This is a genomic window from Haloarchaeobius pelagicus, from assembly GCF_051207375.1.
GTDB lineage: Archaea > Halobacteriota > Halobacteria > Halobacteriales > Natrialbaceae > Haloarchaeobius.
Map to the genome: position 1 here is coordinate 1,785,150 of NZ_JBPJZD010000001.1, position 22,320 is coordinate 1,807,469.

At 65.8% G+C, this 22,320-nt stretch carries 21 protein-coding genes and 1 tRNA gene; 7 read left to right on the plus strand and 15 right to left on the minus strand.

Annotated elements, in window-relative coordinates; genetic code table 11:
• Window positions 1-21: 21 nt before the first annotated feature.
• Together ACSC1S_RS09465 and ACSC1S_RS09470 are read left to right on the plus strand one after the other, a co-directional pair.
• On the plus strand, window positions 22-1,248 hold the full coding sequence (locus ACSC1S_RS09465; protein WP_435364090.1) for an outer membrane protein assembly factor BamB family protein: 1,227 nt from the start codon (window positions 22-24) through the stop codon (window positions 1,246-1,248).
• Window positions 1,249-1,311: 63 nt separating this feature from the next.
• Window positions 1,312-2,289: a hypothetical protein gene (locus ACSC1S_RS09470; RefSeq protein ID WP_435364091.1), complete on the plus strand. Its 978-nt coding sequence runs from the start codon at window positions 1,312-1,314 to the stop codon at window positions 2,287-2,289.
• Window positions 2,290-2,301: 12 nt separating this feature from the next.
• Here ACSC1S_RS09470 and ACSC1S_RS09475 read toward each other — a convergent pair whose 3' ends face one another.
• The 3 genes from ACSC1S_RS09475 to ACSC1S_RS09485 all read right to left on the minus strand — a co-directional run bounded on the left by ACSC1S_RS09475 (window position 2,302) and on the right by ACSC1S_RS09485 (window position 5,435).
• Window positions 2,302-2,940, minus strand: coding sequence for a DUF6663 family protein (locus tag ACSC1S_RS09475; RefSeq protein WP_435364092.1), 639 nt, complete (start codon window positions 2,938-2,940; stop codon window positions 2,302-2,304).
• An 80-nt stretch (window positions 2,941-3,020) separates the two neighbouring features.
• On the minus strand, window positions 3,021-3,932 hold the full coding sequence (locus ACSC1S_RS09480) for a hypothetical protein (protein WP_435364093.1): 912 nt from the start codon (window positions 3,930-3,932) through the stop codon (window positions 3,021-3,023).
• Between the two features lie 135 nt (window positions 3,933-4,067).
• Window positions 4,068-5,435 (minus strand): hypothetical protein, encoded by a 1,368-nt coding sequence (locus ACSC1S_RS09485; protein WP_435364094.1) that lies wholly within the window; start codon window positions 5,433-5,435, stop codon window positions 4,068-4,070.
• A 213-nt stretch (window positions 5,436-5,648) separates the two neighbouring features.
• Here ACSC1S_RS09485 and udk point away from each other — a divergent pair, with 213 nt between their 5' ends.
• Together udk and ACSC1S_RS09495 are read left to right on the plus strand one after the other, a co-directional pair.
• The gene (udk, locus tag ACSC1S_RS09490; protein ID WP_435364095.1) at window positions 5,649-6,380 is read left to right on the plus strand and encodes a uridine kinase; all 732 of its coding nucleotides are present in this window, start codon (window positions 5,649-5,651) and stop codon (window positions 6,378-6,380) included.
• A gap of 50 nt (window positions 6,381-6,430) precedes the next feature.
• Window positions 6,431-6,715: a hypothetical protein gene (locus ACSC1S_RS09495; protein ID WP_435318625.1), complete on the plus strand. Its 285-nt coding sequence runs from the start codon at window positions 6,431-6,433 to the stop codon at window positions 6,713-6,715.
• A gap of 76 nt (window positions 6,716-6,791) precedes the next feature.
• On the opposite strand, the gene ACSC1S_RS09500 is transcribed toward ACSC1S_RS09495, so the two are convergent.
• On the minus strand, window positions 6,792-7,325 hold the full coding sequence (locus tag ACSC1S_RS09500) for a VIT1/CCC1 transporter family protein (protein ID WP_435364096.1): 534 nt from the start codon (window positions 7,323-7,325) through the stop codon (window positions 6,792-6,794).
• An 81-nt stretch (window positions 7,326-7,406) separates the two neighbouring features.
• Here ACSC1S_RS09500 and ACSC1S_RS09505 point away from each other — a divergent pair, with 81 nt between their 5' ends.
• Entirely contained in the window at window positions 7,407-7,832 is a 426-nt protein-coding gene (locus ACSC1S_RS09505) for a universal stress protein (protein ID WP_435364097.1), read from the plus strand.
• A 36-nt stretch (window positions 7,833-7,868) separates the two neighbouring features.
• Here the strand turns inward: ACSC1S_RS09505 and ACSC1S_RS09510 are convergent, their stop codons facing one another.
• The 4 genes from ACSC1S_RS09510 to ACSC1S_RS09525 all read right to left on the minus strand — a co-directional run bounded on the left by ACSC1S_RS09510 (window position 7,869) and on the right by ACSC1S_RS09525 (window position 11,616).
• A complete protein-coding gene (locus ACSC1S_RS09510; RefSeq protein WP_435364098.1) occupies window positions 7,869-8,717 on the minus strand; it encodes a CBS domain-containing protein in 849 nt (282 codons plus the stop codon).
• 312 nt (window positions 8,718-9,029) lie between these two features.
• Window positions 9,030-10,190 (minus strand): hypothetical protein, encoded by a 1,161-nt coding sequence (locus ACSC1S_RS09515; protein WP_435364099.1) that lies wholly within the window; start codon window positions 10,188-10,190, stop codon window positions 9,030-9,032.
• Between the two features lie 272 nt (window positions 10,191-10,462).
• Window positions 10,463-10,537: transfer RNA gene (locus ACSC1S_RS09520), tRNA-Thr, on the minus strand.
• Between the two features lie 95 nt (window positions 10,538-10,632).
• A complete protein-coding gene (locus ACSC1S_RS09525) occupies window positions 10,633-11,616 on the minus strand; it encodes a class I SAM-dependent methyltransferase (protein ID WP_261651603.1) in 984 nt (327 codons plus the stop codon).
• A 105-nt stretch (window positions 11,617-11,721) separates the two neighbouring features.
• Between ACSC1S_RS09525 and dph5 the strand changes: the two genes are divergently transcribed.
• Window positions 11,722-12,522, plus strand: coding sequence for a diphthine synthase (gene dph5 / locus ACSC1S_RS09530; RefSeq protein WP_435364100.1), 801 nt, complete (start codon window positions 11,722-11,724; stop codon window positions 12,520-12,522).
• A gap of 8 nt (window positions 12,523-12,530) precedes the next feature.
• Here the strand turns inward: dph5 and ACSC1S_RS09535 are convergent, their stop codons facing one another.
• The 6 genes from ACSC1S_RS09535 to ACSC1S_RS09560 all read right to left on the minus strand — a co-directional run bounded on the left by ACSC1S_RS09535 (window position 12,531) and on the right by ACSC1S_RS09560 (window position 21,211).
• Entirely contained in the window at window positions 12,531-13,256 is a 726-nt protein-coding gene (locus tag ACSC1S_RS09535) for a class I SAM-dependent methyltransferase (RefSeq protein WP_435364101.1), read from the minus strand.
• A gap of 198 nt (window positions 13,257-13,454) precedes the next feature.
• Window positions 13,455-15,812 (minus strand): BGTF surface domain-containing protein, encoded by a 2,358-nt coding sequence (locus ACSC1S_RS09540; RefSeq protein WP_435364102.1) that lies wholly within the window; start codon window positions 15,810-15,812, stop codon window positions 13,455-13,457.
• A 323-nt stretch (window positions 15,813-16,135) separates the two neighbouring features.
• On the minus strand, window positions 16,136-18,439 hold the full coding sequence (locus ACSC1S_RS09545) for a DUF7827 domain-containing protein (protein ID WP_435364103.1): 2,304 nt from the start codon (window positions 18,437-18,439) through the stop codon (window positions 16,136-16,138).
• 331 nt (window positions 18,440-18,770) lie between these two features.
• Entirely contained in the window at window positions 18,771-19,529 is a 759-nt protein-coding gene (locus tag ACSC1S_RS09550) for a VOC family protein (protein WP_435364104.1), read from the minus strand.
• 102 nt (window positions 19,530-19,631) lie between these two features.
• Window positions 19,632-20,096 carry a TIGR04206 family protein gene (locus tag ACSC1S_RS09555; protein ID WP_435364105.1) on the minus strand — a complete coding sequence of 155 codons (465 nt, stop codon included), beginning with the start codon at window positions 20,094-20,096 and terminating at the stop codon, window positions 19,632-19,634.
• A gap of 2 nt (window positions 20,097-20,098) precedes the next feature.
• Complete coding sequence (locus tag ACSC1S_RS09560; protein ID WP_261651609.1) at window positions 20,099-21,211, minus strand: OBG GTPase family GTP-binding protein; 1,113 nt, start codon at window positions 21,209-21,211, stop codon at window positions 20,099-20,101.
• A 137-nt stretch (window positions 21,212-21,348) separates the two neighbouring features.
• Between ACSC1S_RS09560 and ACSC1S_RS09565 the strand changes: the two genes are divergently transcribed.
• Window positions 21,349-21,549 carry a VNG_1110C family protein gene (locus ACSC1S_RS09565; protein ID WP_435318638.1) on the plus strand — a complete coding sequence of 67 codons (201 nt, stop codon included), beginning with the start codon at window positions 21,349-21,351 and terminating at the stop codon, window positions 21,547-21,549.
• A 70-nt stretch (window positions 21,550-21,619) separates the two neighbouring features.
• Here the strand turns inward: ACSC1S_RS09565 and ACSC1S_RS09570 are convergent, their stop codons facing one another.
• Window positions 21,620-22,297: a phosphoglycolate phosphatase gene (locus tag ACSC1S_RS09570; RefSeq protein WP_435364106.1), complete on the minus strand. Its 678-nt coding sequence runs from the start codon at window positions 22,295-22,297 to the stop codon at window positions 21,620-21,622.
• Window positions 22,298-22,320 lie beyond the last annotated feature (23 nt).

The following is a 22,320-nucleotide window of genomic DNA, read 5'->3' on the forward strand; positions in this document are numbered from 1 at the left end:
CGACTCTCCAAGCATCACGCGATGCGCCCCCGGACGCTCGTCGCCCTGCTCGTCATCGTCGCCGGACTGGTCGGCGTCGCCTACGTCGGCCTCTCCGATGGCCAGGGCGGCGAGCTCACGGTCGCGTGGACGAGCGACACCGCGGTCGAGGGGGGCAGCAACCACCATGAACCGGCCGTTGCGGTCGTCGACGGCGACCCCATGGTGTTCGCCCCGGTCAGTTCGACGAAGCAGTTCGGGAACTGTGCACTCGTCGCGCTCGATGCAGACTCCGGCGACGAGCAGTGGCGCTACGAGGTGCCCCGCGCGAACTGCACGACCCACTCGGTCGCGGACCCGAGCGTCGCCGACCACGACGGTGACGGCTCTCGGTCGGTGCTCGCGACGACGACCGAGCGCGAGGTGGTGGCCTTCGACCCCCACACCGGCGCGGTCGAGGACCGCTACCCGCTGTCGGCCTACGGCTACTCGAAGCCCATCGTTGCGAACGTCACCGGTGGGCCTGCCACGGAGACGCTCGTCGCCGACGTGCGCGGCTACGTCCAGGCGCTCTCGCAGGCGGGCGAACCGGTGTGGTCCGTGAACCGCTCGACCTACGTCTGGGCGACCCCCGCCGTCGCCGACCTCGACGGCGACGGCCAGACCGAGGTCGCCATCGCCGGTCGTGATGGCATCCTGGCCGCCTACGGTGCCGACGGCTCCGCCGAGTGGGAAACGAAGGCGGGCTACGCGGTCACCTGGATGACGACCGGGCAGCTCGACTCGGACCCGGCGGTCGAACTCGTCGTTGGCACGCAGGAGGGCCCCGTGGCGGCCTTCGACGGCCGAACCGGCGAATACGAGTGGCAACACGACACGAAACTCCTCTCGGCGGTCGAAGCCGTCGGCACGGTCGATGGCGTCCCGACCGTGTTCGCTACTGCCGGCGACGGCTCGACGGTCGCCCTCGACGGCCGGGACGGCTCGGTCCGCTGGGAGAGCGCCATAACCACGGAGGCGGTCCAGATGATGCCGCCGCCGGTGCTCGGCGACGTGGACGGCGATGGCGAGGACGAGCTCGTGATTGCGAGCAACGACGGCACCGTCTCGGTTGTCGCCCCCGATACAGGCGAAGTGCTGGCGACCCACGAGCGCGACGTGGACGTGCTCGCACACCCGGTACTGTCGGATACCGACGGGGACGGGAGTGCGGAGATATACGTCATCTACACCGACGGGCGGGTGCAGCGACTGGATTTCGAGTCGTAAGCCATCCCGGGGATGGGGTAGGCACACCACAAACGGTTTACAATAGTACTGATACGTTCGGGTATGCGACGACGAGCCCTCCTCACAGCGACTGCCGCGCTCGTTCCCGCGACACTGGCCGGCTGTACCGAACTTTCCGGCGGGAGCTCGGGTTCCCTGGCCTTCGAGCCGTCAGAGATGCCGACGGCCGAACTCACGATGACGGCACTGGACGAGGTCCGGATGGTCCGGCGAACCCTTCCCTGGGTAGAATCGGCCGGGGACTCCAACGAGGAAGCCCAGCTGTTCGACCGGATTCTCGACGGGGGCGCGCAGACGCGAGCTATAGGACCACCACTACGGGAAGACCGGCACATCCTGTACGATGACGACGTGTACGTTCTCTCCCACGAGGTCGTCGAAGAGACACCCGCCACCCGGTTCTCCGTGAAGGTCGACATCGTCCAGGGGTCGGTGACCGAGAACGAGGCGATTCGATTCGCGGAGCTTCCGGCGGTTGACCGCGATATGTTCCGTCAGCACGGACTGGCAAACGGTGAAACCGTCGGCATTGGAACCGGGTTCCTCTATACACACGCCGAGCGCGAGGAGTCGGTCCTGGTCCCCGACCCGGCGTATTCGTACATCGTCTGGGAGAACGGCAACGAGGCCGAGTGGGTGGTCGACCGCGCGAGTGACACGACCATCTACACCTATCGATACACCGCCGAACACGTCGACACGGTGGATGCGTACGCCAGCAAGCTCCGGGACCGGTTCGCGTTCGAACTCGGCGAGCTGCCGGCGGGCCAGCGCGATATCGTGGAGACGGCTATCGAAGATGGAGCGTACCTCGTAGAGCCAGACGACGAACTCCCGTCGGCGTTCCGTGAACTCACAGACGAGTTCCGTGGTCGTGAACAGGTCCGCGCACTCGACGAGACGCCCGAGGACGGCCTGAACGGGGACTACCTCGTCAGGTACGATGGCACGGTCTACTGGACGAGGCTCGGAATTGCACCCGACGCACTCGAGGCGGCGAGTGACTCGACGAGTGAGTGAACGCAGCGCTGCTCAGGCCAGTGGTTCGTCGGGCCGCGGGAGGTCGTAGGTGTCCCGAACCGTCTCCGCGAGCAGTCCGTCTTTCGCCAGCGCGATGTAGATGACCACGAACTCGCCGCCGGCAGGCCGCAGGACGAAGACCTCACGGTCGCCCGGTTCCTCGTTCTCGTTCACCCGCTCTACGAGGGGCTCGATTGGCCGCCGGCCCGAGACGAACTCGTCGTACAGGTCGCCCGCACCCTGTGGCTCGCCGAACACGTAGAGCACGCCGTTGACCGCGCCGTCGGTGTCGCGGGTGACCTGCGAGGCCATCGCCTCGCCCTGTGCCCGGGCGTTCTCCCAGGCGTCCTGGGCGGCCTCGAACAGGTTCGTCACGCCGTCAGCACTGGCGTAGAGCGTGCGCTTCTCGACGGCGAGTGATTCCACGGTGGGGTCCTCGGTGGCCCACGAAAGCTCGGCTTCGACGACGTAGCCAGGGCGCAGCCCCGAGACGGTCTCGTCGAGGTCGCCGTGGCCGGTGTGGGCCACGTCGACAAGTTCGTACGCCTCCTCGGTCGGCTCGGCCGGGTCGTCGGGGAGCGAGACGAAGGTCCAGACGTCCTCGTCCCGCGGGTTGGCGAGCACCCGGAAGCGGCCGCGTGTGGTGGACATACGCGATTCGTTGTGTGTCACGACGGGTAAGCGTCGCGTTCGAGTGCGGCGAAGATGCAGAGGTCGGTGCTGGTGACCGGTCACTCCTCGGCGTCGCAGGCTACCGCCTCGAACCCCAGTGCCACTGCAGTCGGCGAGTCCTCGTCGGCGTCGACCGTCGCCGAGTCGGGAACCGACCAGTCGAAGCGGACGGTCTGGACGCTGTCAGCTGCCATGCACGACCCTTCCACGGCCGGGTCGCCGCCGACGCGGACCGTGCCCGCGGCGACGGCGGTCAGGACCTCACCGAGCGTCCCCTCGACCAGGACGGTCTCGGTCGGGCCGTCGGCGTCGAGCGCCCCGGTGTGAACGACCGCCGCCTGGGCAGCGTCGAGCATCGCAGTCGTCTCGGCTCCGTCGGGGTCGCCCCGCCCAGCCAGCGGGAACTGGCCCGGCGGCGGGCGGGCGATGCCGAAGTCGGTCTGGAGCGGGACGACCGAGATGTCGATTGGGACCGCCACGCCCTCGCTCTCGGCATCGAGCGTCGACTGCCCGCACGGTCGGCCTCGCATGACCGCCAGTCCGGGTTCGCCGGTGAGCAACAGGTCGAACGCCACCGACCCCTCGTCGCCTGGCGCGGCGTCGGTCAGGTCGACGACCGGGCCGGCACCCCCACAGCCGAACGCCTCGCTCGCGGGTGCGAACTGTGCCTCGAAACACGTCTCGACCGCGGTCGCGCCGAGGCCCGGCGTCGCCGCGTCGAGCTCCTCGCGGGTCAGGATGTCCCCCTGCTGTCCGTGCTCAGCGCTGCCGGGGTGGGCGTCGACCCCGACCCCGTTGTAGGTCGCCTGCCAGGCGATTCGAAGCGATGGCTCCGCGGCGTGCACCGTCGGTGCTCGACTGTACTCCCCCGGTTGCGCGCTGGCGCTGGCAGAACCGCTCGCCACTCCGATGCCGATGCCGGCACCGAGGAGCCCGAGTACCTGCCGTCGCCGTCGTTGGTACGTGGTCATGATCTGTCCCCTCTCCCCAGGACATGCTGACATACGCCATGCTCGCTCTTAGCAGAGGGCCATGTCCCTCACCGGGACGATACGAGGGTCTAACACGAAATCGTGAGCTGCCGACCCGTCAGCACGGGTCGCGGCTCAGTCGAGTGCCGTTTCGGTGGTCGCGGTCCACGCCGCCGGGTCGTGGAGTCGGTTCGTCCACCAGTCGTCGGTGCGGACCTCGACGGTGTTGCGGAAGGTCTGGCCCGCCGCACAGGGACTGGTGTTCAGGGTCACCAGCAGCTCCCAGGTCTGCTTCGGTTCGACGGTCCCGAGGTGCCAGATACCGGTCCGGGGGTCGTACGTCTGGTCGTAGGTCAGGCCGCCGCCGGCATCGCCCTTCGAGAAGTCGTTGAGCATCGACGTCGTGGGCCCTTTCCGAACGCGGATCGCCTCCACGTCGAGCCAGTCGTAGGGGTCGAGCAGGCAGTTCCCGTAGCCGGCGATGGTGGTCCGCTGGCTCGCCGGTCCGACCTCGCGTTTCGGGACGACCCGGACGTTCCGTGCCGTCGCGGGCCCGTCGTTCCGGACGCGGACGATGTAGACCAGCCGGTTCGAGCTCATCATGTACGAGCGCGTCGTCACCGAGAGCGCCGGTCTGGTCGCGGTGGGGCAGGGGACGGCCGTGAACCGGAGGTCGAAGCGCACCCCATCGCCGGCCGCCACCGAGGCGGTCTCGGGCAGTCGCCACGTGAGCCGGACGTGTGGGACCGCGGCGTCGTTCGTGCAGTCCAGCGTGTCCGTCGAGAGGTCACCATCGAGGGGAACCGGTCGGTCCCCGACCGCGGCCAGCACCTCGCGGAGCGTGCCCTCGGCGAGGACGACCGTCGTCATCTCTCCGACGCCGGTGTGGCCGGTCTGGACCAGCATCGCGGTGACGGCGTCGGCCATCGCCGTGGTCGCTGCCGGCGTCGCCGTGGGTGTGGGTTCCCCCGTTTCGTTCCCAGCAGTCGCCTGGGGCTGTTGCGCGCCGTCCGAGAGGAGCCTGCCGGTCACGCCGACGATGCCGTCTCTCCGGACCGGCTGGACGAACAGGTCCAGCTGGCCCTCGTCCCCGGGCTGGATACCCGTCAGGTCCATCAGGGGCTGGTTCCCGCTGGCACCGTAGAGCGCGTCGATGTCGAGGAACTGCTCACGGAAGGCGGTGTCCAGGGTTCGTGCAGAGAACATCGGGAACCGGTCACGGTACTGTGCCCGAGACCACAGGGGAGCCTGCTTTCCCGTCCGGTCGGCTGGATAGGCGTCGACGACGCGGCCGTTGAACCGCTCCTCCCAGGCGACGAGCAACCGGAACTCCCCGCTATCTTCCTCCTCGGGTGCTTCGAGCCCCGCGATGAGGTTGGTCCCCGGTGCTTCGCCGTCGTGGGCGACAGGAGCCGCCTGGCCGGTGCCACCCAGTGTGCCGACTGCGAGGCCACCACCCACCAGCCGGAGCAGTTGTCGCCGTGTCAGATGCTGTCTTCTCATGGTATCGTCGTCCCAGTCTCCCCGCGCCCCCACGCCGCCATCGTATCGAGTTGACTACACGTCTCGCGGGGCTGTTTCAGGGTCGAGTGCGTCTAGGCCAGCATCGGTTATAATATAGACTCCCCGACACTTACGCGCAGGGAGTAACCGGTGCGTCAGGGCCACTCCGACGGAATCGGTTCTTTGAAAACCTGTTCCACCGTTGTTTCGACGATGACCATCCCGACGTTCGTAATCGGCATCGCGGGCGGGACGGGGGCAGGCAAGACGACTGTCGCCCGCGAAGTCGCCGACACGGTAGGCGAGGCCGTGACACGAATCCCACTCGACAACTACTACCAGGACAACTCCGACCTCGAGATGGCCGAGCGAGAGGCGCTCAACTACGACCATCCCGACGCGTTCGAGTGGGAACTGCTCATCGAACAGCTCGACTCGCTGTTGATGGGCCAACCCATCGAGATGCCCCAGTACGATTTCTCGATCCACAACCGCAAGGACGAGACGGTGACCGTCGAGCCATCCACCGTCATCGTCGTCGAGGGAATCTTCGCGCTCTACGACGACGCCATCACCGACATGTGCGACCTTCGGGTGTACGTCGAAACCGACGCCGACGTGCGCATCCTCCGGCGCATCCGTCGCGACGTCATCGAGCGCGAGCGCGAACTCGCCGGCGTCATCGACCAGTACCTCTCGACGGTCAAACCGATGCACGAGCAGTTCGTCGAGCCGACCAAGAAGAATGCGGACGTCATCATCCCCGAGGGCGCGAACCAGATGGCCGTCGACCTGCTGACCGAGAAGGTCGAAGCCGAGACCGATACGGCTGCCGCCGACCCCGAAAACGGTCGGTCGTGGGAACGGGCAGTCCACGACGACCGTACCACCGTCGAACCGACGGAACAGCCGGTCGAGGACGCCGATTCCCGGTCGACGCGTTGACGGGAGAAACAGGCAATTTTTATACGCGTGGGGGGCCGTACATTGTTCACATGAGCACTGGAAACGAAGCTGACGCCACCGAACTTCGGCGTCCCGAGGAGGTCGAAGACGGCTTCCTCGCCCGGAACTCGTGGCTCAAGCCCTTCGCCCTCGTCGAAGTGATATTCCTGGTCATGCTGCTCCTGCTCGACATCGCGAACGACATGTTCTCGTGGATGCGAGGCGGCTTCAGTCAGGCGATCTTCGGGATGATCCTGTCCCTGTTCGTCCTGGCACTCACCGCCGCCGTCATCGTGCTGATTATCAGTGCGTACCGGTACGTCACCGAACAGTAACGCCACGCAACCGCCCTGATTTCTCCGATTCCCATTCCAGCGTCGCGACGACCGTCGCTCGCGACCACGCGTCTCGTCACGCCAGCCCAGCCAGCAGGTTCCCGACACCGTACGCGACCGAGGCGGCGAGCATCCCGACCACCAGCATCTCCGAGCCGTTGACCAGCCAGGACCGGTTGGTGACGAGACTCCGACTTGCCCCGACGACGAAGAACGCAACCGCCGTCACGAGGATGGAGAGCTCGAACAGCAGCCCTGTGTCGAGGATGTAGGGAAGGAGTGGGGTCCACCCGGCGACGACGAACGCGAGGAACGTCGTCAGCGCGGTCCGGCCCGGGGTCTTCCCGTCCTCGACGTGCTCCGTCCCGGACGCCTCCGCGTAGTCGAGTTCCGAGCGCCGACTCAGGAAGTTGCTCATGCCCATCGAGAACCCGTCGGCGAACAGGTTCGCCATCCCGAGGATGAGAACGATACCGGGGTCGAGGGCAGCGCCTGCGACGCCAGAGACGACTGCGAACGTCGTCACGATACCGTCGTTGGCCCCGTAGATGACCTCAGCGATGTACTGGCCTGAATCTTCGACCTCGTCCCCCAGCAGTTCCCGAAGCATCCTCGGCTACTACTCCTGCGGTGACCATAAGATGCAGCAGCTGGCGACTCTGCTATCGCAGATGCGCACCTCTGTTCGAGCATGGAATCCGTTCTCGTCGCCATCGACGGGTCGCCGTTGGCAGACCGTGCGCTCGAATACGCGCTCGACCGCTACCCCGACGTGGCCATCACGGTCCTCCACGTGGTCGACCCCGTCGAGGCGGTGTACGTCGCCGAGGCGAAAGGTCCCAGTGAGGGTCGCTCGTACGTCCAGGCCGCCAGGGAACACGGTGAAGAACTGTGTGCCAGGGCCCGCGCGCTCGCGGCAGACCGGGGCATCGAGGTGACCATCGCGCTCGAAACCGGGAACCCCGCGCGCGAGATACTGCGCTCCGTCGAGGCCAACGACGTGGACGCGATCGTCATGGGCAGTCACGGCCGCTCCGGTCTCTCGCGAGTGTTCCTGGGAAGCGTCGCGGAGACGGTGCTGAGACGGTCGCCGGTCCCCGTGACGGTCGTCCGTTGAGGCTGGAGTGCCGCGCCCGGTCGTGGCCCGGTGTACTCAGTCCGTGCTCGGGGCGTCGTCCACGAGGACGACTGCTTCACCCGTGATGACAAGCTCCTCGTCGGTGTCGAACACGTCCGTCCGGAGGCGATAGCGGTCCTCGCCCACCCGGTCGATGACCTCACACACCGCGGTCACGCGGTCGCCGAGTTCGACCGGCCCGCGGAACGTCAGGTTCTGGCTCAGGTAGATGACCAGCCCGGGCAGGCGCGCGAGGGCCGCACTGATGACGCTCGAGGCGAGCGCGCCGTGGACGATTCGACCACCGAAGCGGGTCCTGGCCGCGTACTCGTCGTCCAGATGCAGTGGGTTCGTATCGCCACTCAGCGCGGCGAACTCCTCGACCTCCGTCTCGGTCAGGATCTGGGAGAACCGCACCACGTCGCCGACGCTCAGGCCCTGGTCGTCCCGGTCCTCATAGCTCGTCGACCAGTCCTCCTCCACCTCGACGACCGGTTCGTACTGGAAGCGCGGCAGGTAGTACGATAGCTCCGTCACGGAGAGCACGCCCACGAGCGCTTCGCCCTCCGTGACGACCAGCTGGTCGATGCCTTCCTCACGAAGCAGGTCCGCGGCGTACTCGACCGACCGCGATGCGGGGACCGTGACCACCGGCGACGACATGATGTCCGCCGCGGTCTTCGTCGTGGTGTCCGTGTCCGACGCGACGAGGGCAACCACGTCGCTCTTCGTGACGATGCCAACCGGGTCGCCCCCGCTCGTCACCACCAGCGAACCAACGCCAGCGTCCCTGAGTCGCGCCGCACATGCCCGCACGGTCGCCTCCGACGAGATGGACTCGACGGTCTGTTGCATCACGTCCCTGACCAGGGTCTTGATACGCATACGCGAGTTTACTCTCGGTAAGATGATAGTTCTGCCGACCGGATAACCACCGGACCTAGCCCGTCCAGGCCACCCATTACCACTCATGGTTACCAACGATGATGGCCGACTCGAAACGTTCGAACAGAGGCGGGTCGCCCCACTAGCGACATCCTGTCAGGATACCGTGCAACGGGCAGCCCCCGAAATCAGGCTGCCTTCACTCGCTATGGCACCACCGGTCGCACCCCGCCTCGACGCCAGACGTGCTCGTCACGCGCCCAAGCACACATTCTTTCGACGCCCATCAGGGAGCCTGTGCCAGCCGAGGCGTTACGGTATCTGAACGCGGTTCTGGTTGTACGTCGTCGTCTTCCGGACCGCGGAGACCTCGTACGAACCGTCGAACGGTTCGGGGGAGACGTCTGCTGGCACACTGCCGCGCGAGATGCCGCCCATGTAGAAGCCGTCGAACTCCTCCCGGTCCTTGTAGATGTAGACCGGCGTGCCCGGCTCGACAGGCCGTTCGAGCGGGACGACGGTCCGGTCGTGTGTGTCCACGTTCGTGAGTTTGAGACGCGACGCCGCCTCGATGCGGTTCCCGGACTCGATCTCCAGCCGGCAAAAGCGCCTGTCGTCGGTCAACGACGCGGAGACGACCGGCGCGTTCTCCCTCGCGTCCGCCAGCCAGGACGGGTCCGGGACGGAGGTCTCGCCGACCCCCTCCACGGTGTACTCGCTCGTGACGCGCAGTTCGTCGCCGGTCGGCTCGCTCGCCTGGTAGGTCGCCTCCAGCGCCCGTATCACGCCGTCCTCGGTGACCTCCAGCCAGGCCGAATCGAGTCCGAGGAGCTCCCCGTCGAGGTGCCCGGGCGAGGTCGCACCCTCCTCGAAGCCGGTCGCCGCTACCCGCCACACAGCCGGCGAGTCGGCGACGAGTTCGGGCGCGCCCCACGAGAACACCTCGAGGAGCGCCTTCACCTCGACCGCCCAGGTGACGTTGGCGATGTCGAAGCCCTCGGCGTCCTCGCCGTAGGTCACCCGGTCGTCCATGTCCTCGCGCCAGAACGCCTCGGAGCCGTCGCGGTAGATGGTCACCTCACCGCTGCCCCCGCGCCGGGTCCACCGGCCGAGGGCCGACCCACTGTCCACGTCGTACTCCTTTTGCCACATGACCTCGGTGTTCGTGACATCGAACTTGGTCCACGCCGCCCGGAAACTCGATTGCAGGAGGGTCCGGACGTGCCCGGAGAACAGCAGCGGTGTCGCGCCGTCCTCGGAGAGCCCCATCGGATAGGCCGCCTGCGCTGAGTCGGCCGTCGTGGACTCCGCTTGCGTCTCGGTCGCCGTCTCGCTTCCTGTCGCCGTTGTCGTCGCCCCGCCGGTGGCGGTCTGCTGTCCGGTTCCCGTCCCACCGCCTTCGCTCAGCCGAAGACAGCCAGAGACCGAAAATAGAGAGCCGCCAAGCAGGGAGATCACACCTCTGCGTTTCATCGTGTCGACCAACCGGTCGGTCTCTAATAAATCATTTCGCCGACTGGATGGGCGCGCAACCGACCTGCAGACGTCGCGAGACAGCCGTCGGAAACAGATTCAGAGCGCCCAGTCAGTGATTTACCCGCTCACGAGTGCCGAGCACACAAGGTGCTCGGCGGGATAGTTCGCGGGAAAAGTAAGCCGGTGGAGGGAGTGTGAACCACGGTCACTTCGTTCCCTGATTCAAATCCCTCGCGAGGCTCTTCAGTCTCACTTCGTTCGACAGAAAGAGCCGGTGGAGGGATTTGAACCCTCGACCTATTCCTTACGAAGGAATCGCTCTAGCCAGTCTGAGCTACACCGGCGCAGGCTTGCACTCGTCCGGCACCGTCCTCCGGCGCTCGAACGCATCTTCACGTACTGCGATGATACCAATAAGGGTTGCGAATCGGTTCGACAATCAGGCCCGCGTCAGGCGAACGTCCAGACAGACGTTGTCCTCGTGTGGCGCATACGACCGGACGGTCTGGCGGGTCTCGACGGTGACCTCGTACTCGGGCTCTGCGGCCTCGCGGATGGCGCGCTCGCCCGGCCCGAAGCGGTCATCCTCGTGCTGGATGTCGTAGAAGTGGAGGACGCAGTCGTCGCCGGCGAGCGCGACCGCGGTGTCGACGAACTCGTTCGCGCTGTGGGGGAGGTTCATCAGGACGCGGTCGGCCCAGCCCTCGTAGTCCGCAGCCACGTCGCGCACGTCCCCGTGGACCGCAGTGACGCGGTCCGTGACGCCGTTTCGCTCGGCGTTCTCGCGCAGGTACTCGACGGCGCGCTCGTTCAGGTCGACCGCGACCACATCGGCCCCGCGCTTGGCGGCCGGGATGGCGAACGGGCCGACGCCCGCGAACATGTCGAAGACGTGCTCGCCGGGCTGGACCTGCTCGACGACGCGGTGGCGCTCGGTGGCCAGCCGGGGCGAGAAGTACACGTCGGCGATGTCCAGCGCGAAGCCACAGCCGTACTCGCGGTGGACGGTCTCCGTGTCGTCGCCGACGAGCACGTCCCAGTCTCGCACCCGCAGCTCGCCCTTGATCTCGGAGGCGCGGTTCACCACCGTCGAGAGCGGAAGGTCCGACGCGACGATTGCGTCTGCGATCTCCATCGCTCGCTCGGGGTCGTCCTCGTCGATGATGGCGATGTCGCCGAGCCGTTCGAGACTCGGGTCGAAACCGAGGATGTCCGCAGGGGTCGTCGGCGTCCGCCGAGTCGAGGTGTCGTGGTCGACGACGTCGTACTCCGGCGGGACCGACTCCCGGTCCACCACCGGAATGTACACCCAGTCGTCGCCCGCCGATATCTCGTACTCCTCCGAGAGGAGGCCCGCCTCGGCGAGTGCCTGGCGCGTCTCCTCGCCGGCGGATCGCTCCACTCGCACGCAGGGGACGTTCATATCGTGTGCGAACCGTGCAGGCGTCCTAACGCTGACGCTTCGGACCGGTTCTCGCCTCGCGCGCGAGGTCGAAACGTTATAGCCCGTGATGGCGCTACGGACGGTATGCTCACCTTCATCGGCCTCGGCCTGTACGACGAGCGCTCCATCACTGTCGAGGGAGCCGAGCGGCTCCAGGCCGCCGACCGTGCCTTCGCGGAGTTCTACACGAGCAATCTCATCGGCGCGGAAGTCGAAGACCTCGAAGCCTACCACGATATCGACATCGAGGTTCGAGACCGCCCGGGCGTCGAACAGCACCCCGACGACATCCTCGATGCCGCCGAGTCCGGAGACGTGGCGTTCCTGACCGCCGGGGACACGATGATATCCACGACCCACGTCGACCTCCGGCTGCGCGCCCAGGAGCGCGGCATCGACACCCGAATCATCCACGGAACGACCGCCCAGACCGCCACCAGCTCGCTCACCGGCCTGCAGAACTACCGTTTCGGGAAGGCGACCACGCTCCCCTTCGAGTACGCCCACGGCGGCGACGACGTGCCCGAGAGCGTCCGCCGCACCATCGACACCAACCGCGAGCAGGGCCTGCACACCGTGGTCTACCTCGACATCAAGGTCGGCCGCGGCCCCGACGGCGACGACCCCGACCACGAGGAGTACATGACCGCCGACTACGCCGCGAACCTCCTCGCCGAGTACTACCCCGACACCCTCGGCGTGGTCGTCGCCCGCGCCGGCAGCCCCGAGCCACTCGTCGCCGCGGACAGCCTCTCCGCGCTGGCCGACCGCGAGTTCGGCGACCCACTCCACCTCCTCGTGATTCCCGGCGACCTGCACCTCATCGAAGCCGACGCGTTGCGCGACCTCGCGGGTGCTCCAGAAGAGTTACTCGAGACAGCGTAGAGACGGCCTTATCGGACGACCAGCAGATCCAGCCCGTTTGGGTGACCCGCCGGGTCGACGTCTTCGACCGTTCGTGGTCCAGCCATCTCGTCAAGTTCATCGACCGTGTATCGGAAATTCACGGTCTGGAACTTCGGCTTGTAATTGGTTCCCCGGTAGTACGTGATCCAGGCTTCGCCATCCGAGGCGAGCACCCGGTCGAGACTGCCGAGGAACTCCTTCGCCTGTTCCCGTGGCAGGTGCGTCAGCACGCTCTGACTCCAGAGGAGGTCTACCTCGCTGGTATCCCGGAAGCTGAGGCCGTCGTTCCGCCAGATACGACCTGCGCGTTCCGGGTCGATACCGTTCTGTTCGAGCCGCGCCCGCCCTGCGTTCAATGCCCGTTCAGAGATGTCGCAACCGTAGTAGTTTCCGGGCTCGAGATACTCCAACAGTGGAAGTCCTGCCCGGAAGACACCACATCCGACGTCCAGCACGGTGTCTTCGGGCTGCACACCGATTCGGTCGAACAGTTGCGTGGTCTGCCATTCGAGTGTTTGCTCCCACGTTTCGAGTGGCCCGACCAGCGACCGTGGGTCTCGCCCTCGCTTCGTGTGGCGCAGGTAATAATCGGTATAATCCTCGGACTGCGCCCGGTCGTAATGGCTTCGACACCACTTCCACAGGAGGCCCATCGTTTGCGTTGGGTTCCGAATGCGCTCACCCACGTCGATGGGCACGGCACTACTACTCATCGACGAACCGACCTCGTACTGGAATCAAATTTTCGAATGGACATCGGAACACGAACCACGGTACACCGACTCGGACGATAGTTGCTCGGCTGGACTCAGTTCTCGATACGAGCTGTGAGTCACAGCGCTGTCGCTGGGTGGTGTCGCGTCCGAAAGAAAGCGAAGTCAGGGACCGGACGAAGTCCGGGTAGGTAGCGTTCAGTTCTGGCGGCGGACCGCGAGCAGTGCCGCAGCGACGAGCGCGACCAGCGCGACGCCGATGCCGAAGCCGGGCTGTCCGCTCTGGGGCGAGTCCGGCTCGGCCGTCGTGGTGGTGGGCGGCTGCGTCGTGGTCGGCGGCGTGGTCGTGGTGGTGGGCGGCTGCGTCGTGGTCGGTGGCGTCGTCGTAGTCGTCGTATCCGGTTCGATGATCTCCAGCTCGCCGGTCGCGTTCGAGTCACCGACGTACACGCCGTGCGTGTAGGTGCCGGGCTCGGCATCCGCGGTGACCTCGAACTCGACGGTCTGCGTGTCGCCGGCCGCGACGGTCACCTGCCTGGATTCGACCACGTCACCGTCGAAGCGGAACTCGACGGTCGCGGTGCCTTCGGTGCCACCGGTGTTCGAGACGGTCGCGGCGACGGTGAGGTTCTCACCCTGTGTGACCGTGCTCGGTGCGTCGAACGACGAGACGCCAATGTCGGCGACGCCAACGGTCTGGCCCTCGACGCTGTCGAGCTGTTTCGCGCTGTTGTGGGCTGTCGCGGTGAAGTTGGTGCCCGCGGGCACGTCGCTGAAGTCGAGGTCAAGGGACCACGTCCCGTTGGGGCCGACGGTCGCCTTCCCCGTCTCCAGGAACGGCTCGAGCGGGTCGTCGCTGTTCACGCGGACCTGCACCGTGGACCCGGGTGCGAGCGTGCTCGTCCCGGAGATGGTCTGGTTCGCGGCAGCGGCCACACTGAGTTCGCGGTTCGCATCGGTGTCGAAGCTGACCTCGCGGTTCGCGAGCTCGAACTCCGCGGTGACCGACTGGTCCGCGGACGCCAGGGTCCCGCTTTCGAGGACCGTGACGTTGGCCTCGAAGCGGTCACCGGCCTCGGTCGCGACCCAGTTGCCCGACCGGTTCGCCTCGAGGCTCTCCGTGGGCGTGACGAGGTAGTACGTGTCGTTCGCCCCGTCGGCGACGACCGTCGTGTTGTCCGGACCGAGGTCGATCTGCTTGCGCATGCGGTTCTTGTCCGGGTTCGTCTGGGTGACCGTGAGCGATAGTTCGCCACCGGTGAGGGCGAAGAACCGCTCGGTGACGGAGCCACCGTTCTGGACCGCGATGGCACCATCGAGACCCTCGGCGTCGAGCTCGTGGACCAGCACGTCACCCGAGGCGATGGTATCGTCACGGGTCAGCGTGCCCTCGGCGACCGCGTCCCGGACGTCCGACGCCGACTGCAGGGTGGTCCCCTGCGGCGCGGTCCAGACGTTCAGGGCGTTCGTATCGCGCTGTCGGATGGTGAGCGTCCCGACGTCCTGGGCGTTGCCTGCCGGGTCGGTCCCGGCGTGCGAGGTGATGGTGTAATCGCCGGTGTCGATGAGCGACGGGAGCTGGGTCTGGTTCTCCCCGGCGACGATGGAAGCCGAGTCCTCGCTGTCCAGCGCGCTGTAGGCCGCGTCGCCGTGGCCAGTGGCGTTCCCCATCGCGTACGTGTTCACGAGGAGCGTCACGGTGCCGTCGTCGTCACCGTCGGTGACGCTGACGTTGGCCGTGTAGCCCGCGTCCGGGCTGCCGACCTGCACGATTCCCTGGCTCGTTCCGACGACGTCGAGCTCGACCGCTGCCACGTCACCGCGCTGTTCGATGATGACGGTGTCGACGACCTGCACGTTCCCCGCGGCAGCCTGGACGACGCTCACGTCTACGGAGGCCGTGTCGCCGGTGTCCACGACGGTGAACGTGAACGTGTAGTTCCCGGGGTCGATACCGTCGAAGTCCGCCGCGAGCACGTTCTCCGTGGTACCGTTGGTGAACTTCACGGCGTCGTTCTCGGGGTCGTCGTCCGTGTCGACGAGCGTCCCCGTGCCTCCGAGGACGCTCTGGACCTGCGACGCGGTGAGGCCGGACGCAGAGACCGTGTAGTCGTAGCCGACGCGGTTCGAGTCGAGGGTGAACGACGTCTGGGCGGCGTCACCGTCGTTCTCGACGGTCACCGCGTCAGATTCCGCGCTGTACGTCTGGTTCGATATCTCGAACGTGATGTTCTTCGAGTAGTCCCCGACCGCGACGACGCGGTAGGTGTCGGTCTGGAGTCCCGACGTGTCGACGGAGATGCTTCCGTCCGCGTCCGTCACGATCTGGGTCTCGAATTTCCAGCCGTTGTCCGTCTGGCGATGCAACTCGACGGTGTCCGACGATGCGAAGACCGTATCGTTGACGAGGACCTGGCCGGCCCAGTATCGCTGGCCGTCCTCGAGGTCATCGGCGGCCACAGCACTGCCGGAGAACGCGACGACACCCGCGAAGACGGACGTGACCAGCAGCGTCGCCAGCAGGATGCTGCGAACCTTGTCTATGTTTCCTGTCATACTTGGTGGAGTAGGGCGGCGGCAACTCCTTTTGGGCACGTCAGCTGGAGGGCCTACTCGGCGCTGCCACCATGGGTAGGGGCACAGCGAAAACTATCGGACGTGTATAATAAACTTCTTGTGGTAACTAAAATTTGATATTTAGTTTGTTAGTCCTCAACAGCCATCCCGTTGCCTCGACCGGGGAGCGGACCAACGAGTAAACGCAGCTGTACGATGCCTGGCGGGACAGAATCAGCACGGGACCCGGCGTAGCCACTGTGTCTCGTAGCGTCCGAAAGAAAGCGAAGTCAAGGACCGGACGAAGTCCGGTTAGTTAGCGTTTAGTTCTGACGGCGGACTGCGAGCAGTGCCGCAGCGACGAGCGCGACGAGCGCGACGCCGATGCCGAAGCCGGGCTGGCCGTCACTGTCAGGCTCAGCCGTGGTGTCGGGTGCGTCAGTTTCCGTCGGGGTGGCGGTGGCCGTCGCGGTCGCGGTCGGGGTTGCCGTCGCGGTCGCGGTTGCCGTCGCCGTTGCGGTTGCGGTGTCCGTTGCCGGGGCAGTGACCTCGAGCTCCGCGGTGGAGTTCATGTCACCGACGTACACGCCGTGCGTGTACGTGCCGGGTTCGACGTCAGCCGGGAGGCTGAACTCAACGGACTCGGTTGCGCCAGCAGCGACGGTGACCTCTTCGGAGGCCACGGTGTCACCGTCGAAGCGGAATTCGACGGTCGCCGTGCCGGATGCGCCACCGGAGTTCGAGATCTCCGCGGTGACGGTGACAGTCTCGCCCTGCTCGACCGAGCTCGGCGCGTCGAGGGACGCGATGCTCAGGGAAGCAGCGCCAGTGACCTGGCCGTCTGCGGAGGCGATCTGCGCGCTACCGTCCTGGACGTCGCGGACGGACACGGAGAAGTTCGTGCCCTGCGGGACGTCACTGAAGTCGAGGGACGTGGACCACGTGCCGTCCTCCATGACCGTTGCGGAGCCGGTCTTCAGGAACGGCGTGGCGGTGTCCTCGCTGTTGACGCGGACGTTGAGCTTGGAGCCCGGTGCGAGCGTGCTCGTACCGGAGATGCTACTGTTCTCGGCGGACTCGACAGTGACGTCGCCGTTCGCGTCAGCGTCGATGGTGACCGTGCGCTGGGAGAGCTCCCAGTTCGCATTGACACTCTCGTCGCTCGAGGCGAGCGCCTTGGGGGTCGCGTCAGCGTCGACCGTGAACGTAGCCTTGTACTTGTCACCAGCGCTGGCTGCGACGTAGTCGCCGGAGCCACCGCGCTGACCCGCGACGTTCGCGGTGTCGGTGACGAGGTAGTAGGTGTCGTTGTCGGCGTCAGCGATGACGTCCGTGTTCGAGGCGTTGATTCCGAGAACCTTCGCCTGGCGGTTCTGCGACGGGTTGGTCTGCTCGACCTTCAGAGTGACCTTGCTACCGAGCGCGTTGAAGAACTTCGCGGTGGTGTCTGCGCCACTCTGGTTCGCGATGTAACCTTCCAGACCGGAGGCGTCGAGCTCGTGAACGAGCACGTCCTCTGCGGCGATCCGGGAGTCCTGCGTGACTGCACCGGACTCGACGCCGGCGAGGATGTCAGAGACGCTGGACACGCTGGTGCCCTTCGGGGCCGTCCAGGTGCTCAGGTCGTTCGTGCTACGCTCGGTGATGCTGAGCGTTGCGACGTCCTGCGCGTCAGCGCTGGTGCTGGAACCTGCTGCGACGGTGACCTCGTACTGGCCCTCGTCGATGAGGTTACCCTCGAGGTTGGTCTCGTTGTTCCAGGTGATGCTGTCCTCGCTGCCGGCGACGTCGTACGCGTCGACCGTAGCGTTACCCATCTGGTAGGTGTTGATGAGGAGCGTGACTTCGCCGTCACCGTCACCGTCGGTGACCGTACCGTTCGCCGTGTAGCCAGCGTCGGACGAACCGACGGAGACTGCGGCGGAGCTGGTTGCGGTCAGGTCGATGGTGATGGAGGCGACGTCGCCGAGCTCATCGGAGATGATGGTGTTCGGGAGGTCAGCCTGGCCGGTCTCCTCGGGGTTGACCGTCACGTCGACGGAAGCCGTCTCGCCGGTGTCGACGACTTCGAAGTCGAACGTGTAGTTACCAGCGTCGACGTTGCTGAAGTTAGCCGTCACGGTCGAGGAAGTGGAGCCTTTGAGCTCGGTTCCGTTGAAGATGTTGGAAACCTCGGAGTCGCTCAGGCCGTCCGCACTGACCGTGTAGTTGTAGTTCGCACGGTTGGACTCGACGGTGAAGTTCAGGTTGTTGCCAGTCTTGACGGAGCTGGAAGCGGCCGAGGCAGAGAAGCTCTGCTCGGAGACGCTGAAGTTAATCGTGGTCGAGCCGTCCGTGACGCGGTAGTCACCGGTCGACAGGTCCGTCGTGTCGATGGTGAAGCCGGACGTGCTGTTCGTGACAACTTCACTCACGAATGTGCCGTCAGCTTCCTGCAGTTCGATCGTACTATCCGCCGCGAATGCCGTGTTGTCCGCCTCGATGGTCTGGCCCGCCCAGAAGCGGTCGCCATCATTGAGGGGACTCGCAGCCGCGCTGCCGGAGAACGCGATGACGCCCGCGAATACGGACGTGACCATCAGCGCCGCCAGCAGAATGCCGCGTGCCTTGTCTTTGTTTCCTGTCATAGGTTGTATTGTAGGTTCGTTTCGGCGGCGACATCACCTTTCACGCCTGATGCCTGTGGGGGGCGACCAGGTGTACTCGGTACTGTCACCATGGGTAGGGGTACAACAGAAACGCACGGACCATTGTTATAAATGCTTTGTGGTGAAGCACCCGTGGTGCGAACACGTCTCACACCCCCACTACCCCGTATTCTGGAGGTTTTCCGGTGCCGCGATGAAATCGTAGCCGCCAGCAGAAAGTACTTAAAGTAATCCGGGGTTCGGCCTCACAGATGCCGGAGAGAACGGCAGTATACGGCCGTTATCGGCCGATTGACTCAGTGTCGAGTTATCACTCGCGTTCGAGGAGTTCGACCTCGTGGCCGTCGTTGGTCCGGGTGAACGCGTACATGTCGTCACAGCTCGCGGGGTCGCGGTAGTCCTCGGCGTCGCGCAAGACGAGGTCGTCCCAGGCGTCGTCCAGGTCGTCGACGCGCACGCAGACGTGGCCCCAGGAGTCGCCCTGGTCGTAGGAGCGACCGTCGTAGTTGTAGGTCAGCTCCATCGACATCGCTTCCTCGGGGGCGTCCTCGGGCTTCATGAAGTAGAGCGCGAACGTGTCGAGTTCGGAGCGCCGGACGAGATCGTAGTCGAGCTTGCGGGTCCACCAGCCGATGGCAGCGTCGGCGTCCTCGACGCGGACCATGGTGTGGTCGAGGCTCCACTTCGCGCCGTGGTCGCGCTCGACGATCTCGACCTCGTGGCCGTCGGGGTCCTTCACGAAGGCGTAGGAGCCGCCACAGGAGTCAGGGTCGCGGTAGTCCTCGACGCCCTGGGTCATGAGTTCGTCGTAGGCGTCGTACACGTCCTCGACGCGGACCGCGATGTGGCCCCACGCGTCGCCCATCTCGTACGTGCGGTCGTCGTGGTTGTAGGTGAGTTCGAGCATCGCGCCCTCGTCGTGCATGTCCTCGGGTCCGAGGTAGACGTTGGTGAAGGTGTCGGCCTCCCAGCGACCCTTCTCCTCGTAGTCCAAGTGTGTCTGGTACCATTCGAGCGAGGCCTCCAGGTCTTCGACTCGCAGCATCGTGTGGTCGAGCGTCGCTGACATGGGCGGCGATATGCCGAGAAGCCTGATAGGGATACCGGAACGGGAAGTCTGCGTGGGTGGAAGACGAGGACTGGCTTCTGGATTCCACGCGTGCGCGATGAGTTATTTATCGGCTTCGCGTCGAACCAGCGGCCAGTACACCCACCACGCGAGGACGATGGCAACCAGTCCGCCGACCGGAATCGCGGTCTGGTTCGGGCGCGCAAGGAACCCGAAGGCGAGCCTGAAGCTCGTGATGCCAGAGAGCGCGAGCAGGCCACCGGTCAGGCGCGGGTCCTCGTGACCGGTCGCCGCCGCGACCAGTGCTGCCGCGAGCGCCGCACCGAGGGCGAGCGTGGCCAGCGGCCAGGCCTGCAGGAACGGTGGCAGACTGGCGAACCCGCCGGTGAAACGAAAGAGGTAGTCGTGGAGGAACGTCACATGGAGTGGTTCCGGATCGACCAGCGCCCAGGGGAACACCAGCGTGAACTCGCCGCTCGCGAGGACTGCAGTCCACGGGGTGAGGACGACGAGGAGGATGGCACCGATTCGGCGCAGAGCCGCGCGGCTGTCTGCAGTGGCTCCCACGCTCACTTGCGGAGGATGAGCTTCAGGATGTCCTCGTCCTGGAGGACGTGGTCTTCACCGACCTGCTGCCCGTCGTGTTTCGCACTCGGACCGCGGATGCGGGCGAAGCGGAATCGCTTCTCGATGTCGCCGCCGAGCTTGGGCAGGGATTCGCCGATGGTCGACCCTTCGGGGACGACCAGGGGTTCCTCCCAGTCGATGCCGCGGCCGGGTTTATCCATGTAGACGCGGATGAGGCCGAGGTGGTCCCAGATACGCTCTTTGAGGGCATCGAGGCCCTTCTCCTCCTGTGCGGAGATGAACGTCGCCTTGTCCGGGTTGAGGTCGCGCTTTCGGAGTTCCTCGTCGACGTGTTCCTTGTACTCGGGGTCGATGAGGTCGGCCTTGTTGACGGCGACGATGGAGGGTGTGTACACGCGGTTGTCCATGATGCCGTCGATGAGCCGGTCGATGTCGAGTTCCTCGCCGAGATTGATGTCCGCGTTGACGTAGCCGTGTTCGCGCAGGACCTGTTTGATCGTGTCGTCGTCCATCGGCTGGTCGACCGTGGAGGTGACCTTGATGCCGTCTTTGATCTTCTTGCGGATGGTCACCCGGGGTGGGGTCTGGTCGATACGGACCTTGTTCTTGTACAGCTCCTCGCGCAGGCGGTCGTACTGCTCTATCTCGAATACGGAGAGGACGAACACGAGGAGGTCGGCGCTCCGGACGACAGAGAGCACCTCTTTCCCGCCACCACGACCTTCGGCGGCACCTTCGATGAGCCCTGGCACGTCCAGAAGCTGGATATTCGCACCCTTGATGTCGGCCATCCCGGGGTTCACCGTGAGCGTGGTGAACTCGTACTCGCCGGTCTCGGAGTCGGCGTTGGTCATCGCGTTGATGAGCGTCGACTTCCCCACACTCGGGAACCCGACGAGCGCGACCGAGGCGTCACCGTGCTTCTCGACGGCGTAGCCCTGGCCGCCGCCGCTGCCCGACTGCTGTTTCTCCAGCTTCTCTTTCTTCTGTGCGAGCTTCGACTTCAGCCGGCCGATGTGGGCCTCCGTCGACTTGTTGTAGGGCGTGTTGGATATCTCCTCCTCGATCGCCTCGATCTCCTCTTTCAGCCCCATTTGGTGCTAGGTCCGCCGTCGGTACCGAAAAACCTGTCCACTCGCTTCGTCGCCCACCCGCCCGTGGCCTCCCCTTTGCCAGCGGTAAGATACTTCGGTGCATTAATATCTAACGGCCGTGACGGCCGATACGAGGAATGCCAGACCCGGCGCAGCTCCGAGATAGCACCCAGATCGTGGTTCCCGACGACGCCCTGACAGAGGTGCGACAGGACCTGGACGAGGAGTTCATGCTCACCATCCTCGAGGAGGGTGGGTACTACCGCCTCGTCGGCAGTCCAGTCGAGATAAAACGGGCGAGCAAGTACCTCGCCCGCCGCGGCGTTTCGATGCCCTGAACCCGGTTCGTATCGCCTCTCTACTACTCCCCGTTTTTCGAGCGATACTGTCACGACGGCCGCGAGGTCGCTACGACTCTCGAAGCTCGGCGAGCGCAGCGAGCGTTCCCGTCGCGTGTGCACCGTCGAGGACCACGTCAGCAGCTGCTTTCGCGGCGTCGTCCGCGTTCGCGGTCGCGTAACTTCGGCCGACGCGTTCGAAGGTGGACACGTCGTTCTCCGAGTCCCCGATCGCGACGAAGTCGCCCGGTTCGTAGCCGAGGCGCGGTGCGACCTCCTCCAGCAGGCGGCCCTTCGACATGTCGCCCTGTTTGACGTGGTAGGCGTACCCGGTGTCGACGACCTCGACGCCGTGCTCGGTCGCGATGCGCCGGAGGAGTTCCTCGTCGGCGTCGCGCCGGAGCGCGACCTCGGTCTCACGCCAGCGGTTCACGAGGTCGGAGCGCCCCCAGCCGAGGTCGCCGCCGTTCTCGGTGAACGCCCGGACCGCAGCGGTCGCGGATTCGCCGTCACCGTGGACCAGCACCTCGTCGTCGACGAAGCCGATACCGCCGTTCTCCGCGATGACGCGCTCTTCGATGCCGATGAACTGGCAGAGCGCTACCGGGTAGGGGAACGCTTTCCCGGTGGCGATGACGACCGGTTCGGGCCAGTCGCGGATGGGGTCGAACACGCGCGGGTCGACGCCGTGGTCGGGGCGCGTGAGCGTCCCGTCGATGTCGAGGACGAGCGGGGGGAGGTCGGTCATACCTGTCCTCGGGGCGGGTGAAG